Below are 8,854 nucleotides of genomic sequence, written 5' to 3'. Positions count from 1 at the left end.
CCCGAGGTATTTTCGCCAAGATGAATACACAAATTCAGCTTGGTCCAAATACCTCCGCCGGAGGCGTGATTTTTCGGAGAAAAATCGTACATGCTCATACCCTCTCGATAATCTTTTCACCGAAGAGACCTTGCGGCCGGAAGACGAGGAAGAGAAGCGCCAGCACATAGGCGAACCAGTTTTCGGTTGCGCCGCCGATCAGCGGGCCGATCCAGAACTCGAAAAGCTTCTCGCCCATGCCGATGATCAGCCCTCCAACGATCGCCCCGGGGATCGAGGTGAAGCCGCCCAGCATCAGGACCGGCAGGGCCTTCAGCGCGATCAGCGACAGCGAGAATTGAACGCCCGATTTCGCGCCCCACATTATGCCTGCGACCAAGGCCACGATCCCGGCGATGGACCAGACCATGACCCAGATGAAGCGCAGCGAAATCCCGACCGAGAGCGCGGCCTGATGGTCGTCCGCCACGGCGCGCAGGGCACGGCCATATTTGGTGTATTGCGAGAAGAGCGTCAGCGAGAGGACCAGCATCGCCGCCACCACCGTCGCCACGATGTCGAGATTGTCGATGAAGAAGCCGTAGCCGAAGGCGTTGAACGTCACCTCGTCAATGGTCTCGTTGATCCCCTGCGGCAGGCCGACATCCAGTTTCTTGATGTCGGACCCCCACATCAGGTCGCCGAACCCTTCGAGGAAATAGGCAAGGCCAATGGTGGCCATGAACAGGATGATCGGCTCCTGATTGACGAGGTGCTTCAGCACATAACGCTCGATGATCACCGCCAGCCCGATCATCACCAGACCGGTCAACAGGATCGCCACGATGGCGGGCAGGTGCCAGCCGAAATGATGCACATTGGTGCCGAAAACCGCGTTGATCAGATGGGCGAAGGGCACCTGTCCGGTCTGGAAGCCCACCAGCGTCAGGGCGGCGAAAAGTGCCAGCACGCCCTGCGCATAGTTGAAGATGCCGGAGGCCTTGAAGATCAGGACAAAGCCCAAAGCGACAAGCGAATACATCACCCCCGCCATCAGGCCATTCAGTGCCGCCTCGGTCGCGTAGAGAAGCTGGTCAGACATTGCGGGCCTCCTTCGGCGTCGGGCCTGTGTCGGGACGGTGTCGGGACGGATGCCATACGGCGGCGGGACAGATGCGCTCAGTCATGGCTGACCCCCAGATAGGCGTCGATGACAGCCTGATTCTGGCGCACCTCACCCGGTGTGCCGTCGCCGATCTTCTTGCCGTAATCCATCACCACGACCCGGTCAGAGATGTCCATGACCACACCCATATCGTGCTCGATGAGCGCGATCGTGGTGCCGAATTCGTCATTCACGTCGAGGATGAAGCGGGACATGTCCTCTTTCTCCTCAACGTTCATCCCGGCCATGGGTTCGTCGAGCAGAAGCAGCCGCGGCTCGGCGGCGAGTGCCCGGGCCAGTTCGACCCGTTTCTTCAACCCGTAGGGAAGGCGGCCCACGGGTGTCTTGCGGATATCCTGAATTTCAAGGAAGTCGATGATTTTCTCGACTTTTTCGCGGTGTTCGACCTCCTCACGCTGGGCCTTGCCCCACCACATCGCCTGGGCCATCAGCCCCGATTTCATCATCGTCAGCCGCCCGGTCATGATATTGTCCAAGACCGACATCCCGTCGAACAAGGCGATGTTCTGGAAGGTGCGCGCGATGCCGAGGCGGGCGACCTGATAGGGTTTCATCGGCCCGCGCCTGTAGCCCTTGAACCAGACCTCGCCCTCCTGCGGCACATAGAAGCCACTGATGACATTGAGCATCGAGGACTTGCCCGCCCCGTTCGGCCCGATGATCGCGCGGATCTCGCCCTCACGGATATCAAACGAGATATCGGTGATCGCCGCCACGCCCCCAAAGCGCAGGGTGATGTTCTTCATCTCCATCAGCACGCCGCCGATCTTGCGGCCGTCAGCCGTGGTGTAACCTTCGCTCAGGTCCTTCATGACCTTCCTCCCGAAATGGCACGGTGTGCCCCCCCTCCCATCCTCCCCCGCGAGGGGGGAGGAGCCGCGGGACGGAGAGGTTCGGCGCTTCCCCTCCCCCTTGTGGGGAGGGGATAGGGGTGGGGGGCAACCCGCGTAGTCATTCCGCCGCCATCCTTTCCTGCCCCGCCACGATCTTCGCGTCGCGGATGGTCAGCGTGGCCTTGATCGCGCCCTTGCGGCCGTCCTCATATGTCACTTCGGTCTCGGTATAGATGCTGTCCTTGCCGCCATAGAAGGCTGCGATCAGGTCGGCGAACTTCTCTTCGATGACCTTGCGGCGCACCTTGCGGGTCCGGGTCATCTCGCCGTCATCGGCATCAAGCTCCTTGTGCAGGATCAGGAAGCGGTGGATCTGACAACCGGCCAGCATCGGGTCGGCGGCGACGGATTTGTTCACCTCTTCGACATGGCCCGCGATGGTTTCCAGAACGTCCGGGTGTTGGCTCAGTTCCTGATAGCTGGCATAGGCGATGTTGTTGCGCTCGGCCCAGTTGCCGACCGCCGTCAGGTCGATATTGATGAAAGCGGTGCAATAGTCGCGACCCGCGCCAAGGACCACGGCCTCAAGGATGTTCGCGTAGAATTTCAGTTTGTTTTCAACATATTTCGGCGCGAAGAGGCGGCCATCGGCCATCTTGCCCACATCCTTGGCGCGGTCGATGATCCTGAGATGCCCGGTGCCTTCCTCAAAGAACCCGGCATCGCCCGTGGCCACCCAGCCTTCGGCATCCTTGGTCGAGGCGGTGCTTTCGGGGTTTTTGTAGTATTCGACGAAAGTACCCGGTGAACGGTAGTAAACCTCGCCATTCTCGCCGATCTTCACCTCTACCCCCGGTGAGGGCACACCGACCGTATCGGAGCGGACCTCGCCATCGGGTTGCTGGGTGATGAAGACCGAAGCTTCGGTCTGACCGTAGAGCTGTTTCAGGTTGATGCCGAGCGCGCGGTAGAAATCGAAGATCTCGGGCCCGATCGCCTCGCCCGCCGTATAGGCGACCCGCAACCGGCCGAGGCCGAGCGAATCCTTCAGCGGCCCATAGACGCTGATCCCGCCGAGCCAATAAGCAACACGATCCCCGAACCCCACCGGCTTGCCGTCCAGAAGCGCCGGGCCGACGCGGCGGGCTACGCCCATGAAGTGCTTGTAAAGCCACTGCTTGAACCGCCCCGCATCCTCCATCCGGATCGTCACATCGGTCAGCAGTCCTTCGAACACCCGGGGCGGCGCGAAGTAATAGCTTGGCCCGATCTCGCGCAGGCAGATCTTCACCGTGCTTTCGCTTTCGGGGCAGTTGACGGTGAAACCGGTCCAATAGGCCTGCCCGACCGAAAAGATGAAGTCGCCGACCCAGGCCATCGGCAGATAGGCCAGCACATCGTCCGAATGGCGCAGATGGTCGAATTCCGAGGAATTCTTGGCCGTCTCGATGATATTGCGGTTCGAAAGGACCACGCCCTTGGGCTTGCCCGTCGTGCCCGAAGTATAAAGCATCACGCAGGTGCTGTCATAGGTCAGCTCGGCGATGCGCTTGACGAGTTCGGGTCCAAGGCGCTGCTCCGCCGCGCGCCCCTCGGATGCGATATCGGCCAGCGCGTTCATGTGGCTGTGGCCGTATTTCCGCATGCCGCGCTTGTCGAGATAGGCGATGTGGTGCAGCTTCGTGCCCTTGCCACCAAGGCTTTCCTGCACCTCCAGCACCTTGTCGACCTGTTCCTGATCGCCGCAGACGACAAAGCGTGCGCCGCAATGTTCCAGCACATAGGCCATCTCTTCGGCGACTGCGTCCTGATACAGCGGCACCGGCACTGCGCCACACATCTGCGCGGCCACGATCGACCAGTAAAGCGCGGGCCGGTTGCGGCCAATGATCGCGACATGATCGCCGCGTTCCAGCCCCAGCGAAAGGAAGCCGAGCGCCATCGCCCTGATCTCGGTCTGCGTTTCGGCCCAGCTCCGGCTTTGCCAGATGCCGAATTCCTTTTCGCGGAAGGCGGGCAGCGCCCCCCATTTCGCCGCGTTCCGGGCCAGAAGGGCCGGGATCGACTGCAATTCGGCCGCTTTGTCCATCGCCACCTTGTCCTCCCCCGCGCCGTCATTGCGACGCCTCATCGCCTTTAGGGCGAGTGTTCCCCACCATGGCGGTTCCGGCAAGAGGCTCTTCTTCAAAGGTTTCGGGACTTTTTCCCAATCCTTACGAATTGTAACAGCGCCCGCTTGCCCCTTTCCGGCCCCGCCCCTTGGGTGCTAGCGATAGGCAGAAAGGAGCCTTTGCCGATGGAGAGGGCCGACAGCCGCGCCAAACTGACGCAAGCCGGGCTGAACCTCATTCAGCAGGCTTTGTCGATCTATGACCGGGACCTGCGGCTGGCCGTCTGCAACCGACGGTTTCAGGAAATGTTCGGCCTGCCGGAAGAGTTGGTAACCCCCGGCGCGCCCTTCGAGGCGACGATCCGCTTTCTGGTCGAACGCGGCGAATATGGCGAGGTGGATGATGCGGATGAGGCCGTGCGCATACGTGTTGAGCAGGCCCGCGCCTTTCAGCCGCACTACATGGAGCGGACCCGCGCGAATGGCCGCATGATCTCGGTCGAAGGCTCGCCCCTGCAGCAGGGTGGTTGGGTCACGGTCTATACCGACATCACCGGGATCAAGGCGCAGGAAGCGCTTCTGCGCGGCCGGTCCGAGGAATTGTCGGAGGAGGTTCTGGCCCATGCCGAACGACTGGCCCAGACCAACCGGCAACTGGCCGCGACCAATGCCGCGCTGGAAGAGGCCAAGCGCGAACTGACCGAGATGGAGGCGCGCACAAGGCTGGTGACCGAGATGATGCCCGCCCATATCGCCCATGTGGGGCCAGACCTGATCTACAGCTATTCCAACCGGCGCCTCTCTTCGGTGATGCCCGGCAGCCTGTCCGACATCGTCGGCCGCCCGGTCTCCGAGGCTTTGGGCGCCGAAACCTTCGCCCGGATCGAACCGGGATTGAGAAAGGCGCTTGGCGGCGAGGAAAGTGTTTTTGAATTCACTCATGACGCCTCGGGCCGCCGCATCCGCCTTGCCCTGACCCCGGACCGGGATGGCGCGGGCGCGGTGCAGGGTGTCTATGTTCTGTCGATGGATGTGACCGAAGAGGCGCAGGCGCGGGCCGCGCTGAGCCAGACCGCGAAACGCGAACTCGCCGCGCAGCTCACCTCAGGTCTCGCCCATGATTTCGCCAATCTCCTGACCATCATCCTTGGCCTTCAGGGCCGGGTTGAGCGGATGGCGGACCTGCCGGATGAGGCGGCAGAGCTGTCCCGCGCCACGCTGGCCGCCGCGCGGCGCGGCGGCACTTTGCTGGACCGGATCGCCGCGATTTCCGGCCCGCGGGAAATCCGCCCCACGCCCACGGATATTCCAACCCTGCTGGAAGAATTGCGGGTCATGGCGGGGCCGTCCTTGCCGGAAGGCGTCGGCCTCGACATCCTTACGGGGGATCTGAAACAGCCGATCCTTCTTGATGCGGGATCGCTGCTGGACGCGCTTCTCAACCTCATCCTCAATGCCCGCGACGCACTGGCGCCGGGATCCGGGCGGATCACGCTGACGGCGCGGCCGGTGCGCGATACCTGGCTGGAAATCAGCGTCGCCGATACCGGCCCCGGTTTTTCCGAGAAGGCTTTGGACCAGGGGCTTGACCCGTTCTTCACCACCAAGGGCGGCGAAGGTTCCGGCCTCGGCCTTTCGATGGTCTATGACCACATCAAGCTGATGGGCGGCACGGTGAAGCTTGCCAACCGGCCCGAGGGCGGGGCGAAGGTGACCCTGCGCCTGCCGCTCCGTTCCGCCGATGCAGCCCCAGTGGAACCGATGCTGGTGCTCTTGGTGGAGGACACCGAAGAGATCCGTACCGATGTACGCGAGATGCTGCGCGGCCTTGGCCACAATGTGATCGAGGCCGCGAGTGCCGAGGAAGCGGCGGACCTTGCCGAGCTGCCGTGGCTGGGCCTGATCCTGTCGGATATCGGCCTTGCGGGCGAGCAAAGCGGCGTCGACTTCCTGCAGGGACTGGCCACAGCGGGGCACGAGGCGCAGTTGATGCTGATGACCTCTCTGCCGCCAGGCGATCCCGAGCGGGCGCGGGCCGGGACGATCCCGGTCCTGACCAAACCCTTCACCGGGGCCGAGCTTGCGGCCTTCCTTTCCAGACGCGAGGCCGCATGACCGATCCCCGCCCCCATGTCGCCATTCTCGACGACGAACCGGAAATCCGCCGTATGCTGGCGGCGGCTTTGGAAGAGGCCGGGTTCCGCACCTCGTGCTATGCAAGGGCGACGGAATTCGAGGCGGCGCTGAAGCGGGTGACGCCCGATGTCTGCCTCGTCGATCTCGGCCTGCCCGACCGCGACGGGCTGGCGCTGGTCCATCGGTTGGCGCTGGAATCCGGCGCCGCGATCATCATCATCTCGGGCAGGGCACAGGTGCAGGACCGGGTGACGGGGCTGGAACTGGGCGCTGACGACTACATCATCAAGCCCTTCGACCCGGCAGAGGTCGTGGCCCGCATTCGCGCGCGTCTGAGGAAGGGCCGCGCGGGGCCGGAACGCAGCGCCACCATTGCCGCCTTCGCGGGCTGGACGGCGGATTTCGACCGCTATCTTCTGGTGAACAAGACAGGCGACGAAACCCCCTTCTCCCATGCCGAGGGCGAGGTGTTGCGACTTTTCCTCGACAGCCCGAAACGGCTGATTTCCCGCGCGCAGATGCAGGAAAGTCTGGGGGGGGCTGCGGGTGAAAGTTTTGACCGGGCGATGGATGTGCGCATCTCGCGGCTGCGCACCAAGCTTGGCGAAGATCCGAAGAATCCACGCCTGATCAAGACGATTTACGGGGCGGGGTATATTTTCCTTGGCGAGGTGCGCTGGGGCTGACAAACAGGCGCCATGACAGAACTGATTTTGATCCGCCACGGGCAGGCCAATTCCGGCGCCCGCACTGAAATCGACTATGACCGGCTGTCGCCACTCGGCCAGCAGCAGGCCGCCTGGCTGGGCGAGCATCTGCAACTGACCGGCAGCTTCGACCGGGTAATCTCCGGCACGCTGAGGCGACAGCGCGAAACCGCCGAGGCGCTGAACCTCGACGCACGGCCCCATGCGCTCGACGAGCGGCTGAATGAGCTTGATTACTTCGCCCTCTCGCACGCGCTTCAGGACAGCCATGGCATTCCATTCCCGAATGGGCCCGAGGAATTTGCCGCCCATGTGCCGCAGGTGTTGCAGCTTTGGCGAGTCGGCGATGCCGGGCCGGATCACGAAAGTTATGAAGGGTTCATCGCCCGCGTGTCCGGCGCGGTGGAGGATGCCGCACAGGGCGGGCCAGGGGCGGTCCTTGTCACCTCAACCGGGGTGATCGCCACTTTGGTGGCGCTGGCCTTAGGGCTTGAGGCGGTGATGAAGGCACGAATGTTCCTGAAGGTGATGAACACCTCTGTGCACCGCTTCGCCGTCCATGACGGGGCCTTGCACCTCAATCAGTTCGGTGCGACGCCACATCTCGACTACCCCGACCGTCACGCCGCGCGGACGCATTACTGAGAACGCGCGCGCACATCGTGGTGGTTCGCGACCCGGTACAATCCGGATCTGAAGGCACAATACGAACCCATGAAAACCGCCGGGAAGCCGTCAAAGTGAACCGCGCCGGGTTTGCCGGATGCTCCACCCCTTGAGTAGGATGGAGCATCATGAGCAGGAAAAAGAACACGTATTCCCCGTAAGTGCGCCGGGGAGCGGACTTTCTTCGACCCCGTCTGCGCATCCCCGGCGCGCGTGGTCGTGGCTCTCCCGTGCAGAACGGGGCAAGTCGAGTGTTCGTTTCCTCAATCAATGGCAGCTTAAGACCACACCGAGGGACCGAACACTTAATCCGCCGCCGCGACCCGTGCGGTGGAGGCCTGATCGAGGGGCATCACCACCACATCGCCGATCCCGTCACATTCTGGCATCACCAGCTTGATCAGCATGCTTGCAGGGGCCGCGCCATTGGCGGTCGTCCAAAAGCTTTGGGCCGATATGGTCCGCCCGCAATTTGACGCCAACACCGTGGCTTCAAGCCGCGGCGCGGCTTGCTCACCCCTGTTTGGCACCGAATACACCTCGGCCAGAAGAGGATCGGCCAGCGCCGGGTCACCAAGGGTGGTCAGAAAGCTGCCCTGCTGTGATGCGTCTTGAATTTTCAGGCCGGGAACACGTCCGGACTGAACCGCAATCCGTGTGAGGTTACCAAGCTCTGTGACATCAGCCCGCCCTGACAGCGGCGCATCACCAACAAGAACCGCAGTGATTTCACCTTTCGGCGTCAACGCGGGCAGCATGACGTCAACGACACCAGTCGCATCTGTCATCATTGCGAATGCCAGACCGGAATGGTGAAAGACGACCCGCTCATTCGGATGGCATGGCGCGGTCACGACCGCATGCAGCATGGCCAAGGCCCGCGCCTCGACGCGCATGGCGCTTTCGCCACAGCTGAAACCGAAAACCTCGGCCCCGCCATTGGGCGCAACATTGGGGCTTGCAGCCTCAAGGCCGAGCATGTCGATGCGTTTGGCCAGAAACCTTTCATCTGAAAAAGCCACCGGTTCCGCAGTCGGAAAGTCCGGAAAGATCTGCAAGCGGGTATCGTTGATGGCTGTCGTGCTGTTCGATGCAAGACCCGGCACAGCGGCCATGGTCGAAGCGGCAACCGGGGCAAGTGTCCCGACCGTCGGTTCGACACGTGTTACGACCTTACTGGTCGGTTGGGCTTCTCCGTGCAAGAACGCGGCGATCGCATCTGCATTCTGCATGAGGT

Annotated in this window: 6 protein-coding genes and 1 pseudogene; 3 read left to right on the top strand and 4 right to left on the bottom strand. The window is 62.7% G+C overall.

Features of this window, described 5'->3' with window-relative positions; translation table 11 throughout:
• Positions 1–94: 94 nt before the first annotated feature.
• From WBB85_RS06280 to WBB85_RS06270, 3 genes are all read right to left on the bottom strand, one after another.
• Positions 95–1,081: a branched-chain amino acid ABC transporter permease gene (locus WBB85_RS06280; protein WP_432637773.1), complete on the bottom strand. Its 987-nt coding sequence runs from the start codon at positions 1,079–1,081 to the stop codon at positions 95–97.
• Positions 1,082–1,158: 77 nt separating this feature from the next.
• On the bottom strand, positions 1,159–1,977 hold the full coding sequence (locus WBB85_RS06275) for an ABC transporter ATP-binding protein (protein WP_432637772.1): 819 nt from the start codon (positions 1,975–1,977) through the stop codon (positions 1,159–1,161).
• A gap of 139 nt (positions 1,978–2,116) precedes the next feature.
• Complete coding sequence (locus WBB85_RS06270; RefSeq protein WP_432637774.1) at positions 2,117–4,087, bottom strand: AMP-binding protein; 1,971 nt, start codon at positions 4,085–4,087, stop codon at positions 2,117–2,119.
• 207 nt (positions 4,088–4,294) lie between these two features.
• On the opposite strand from WBB85_RS06270, the gene WBB85_RS06265 reads away from it, so the two are divergent.
• From WBB85_RS06265 to WBB85_RS06255, 3 genes are read left to right on the top strand one after another with little or no spacing between them, the layout of a single operon-like run.
• Positions 4,295–6,223, top strand: coding sequence for a PAS-domain containing protein (locus WBB85_RS06265; protein ID WP_432637771.1), 1,929 nt, complete (start codon positions 4,295–4,297; stop codon positions 6,221–6,223).
• Positions 6,220–6,930 (top strand): response regulator transcription factor, encoded by a 711-nt coding sequence (locus WBB85_RS06260; RefSeq protein WP_432637770.1) that lies wholly within the window; start codon positions 6,220–6,222, stop codon positions 6,928–6,930. Before WBB85_RS06265 ends, WBB85_RS06260 begins: the two co-directional genes overlap by 4 nt.
• 12 nt (positions 6,931–6,942) lie before the next feature.
• The gene (locus WBB85_RS06255; RefSeq protein ID WP_432637769.1) at positions 6,943–7,596 is read left to right on the top strand and encodes a histidine phosphatase family protein; all 654 of its coding nucleotides are present in this window, start codon (positions 6,943–6,945) and stop codon (positions 7,594–7,596) included.
• A gap of 326 nt (positions 7,597–7,922) precedes the next feature.
• Here WBB85_RS06255 and WBB85_RS06250 read toward each other — a convergent pair.
• A pseudogene (locus WBB85_RS06250) lies at positions 7,923–8,854 on the bottom strand (hypothetical protein); the annotation flags it as partial.

Source organism: Albidovulum sp., assembly GCF_049646345.1.
GTDB lineage: Bacteria > Pseudomonadota > Alphaproteobacteria > Rhodobacterales > Rhodobacteraceae > Albidovulum.
Note: the sequence above shows the minus strand (reverse complement) of the source record. Positions and strands in the feature narration are given on the sequence as shown.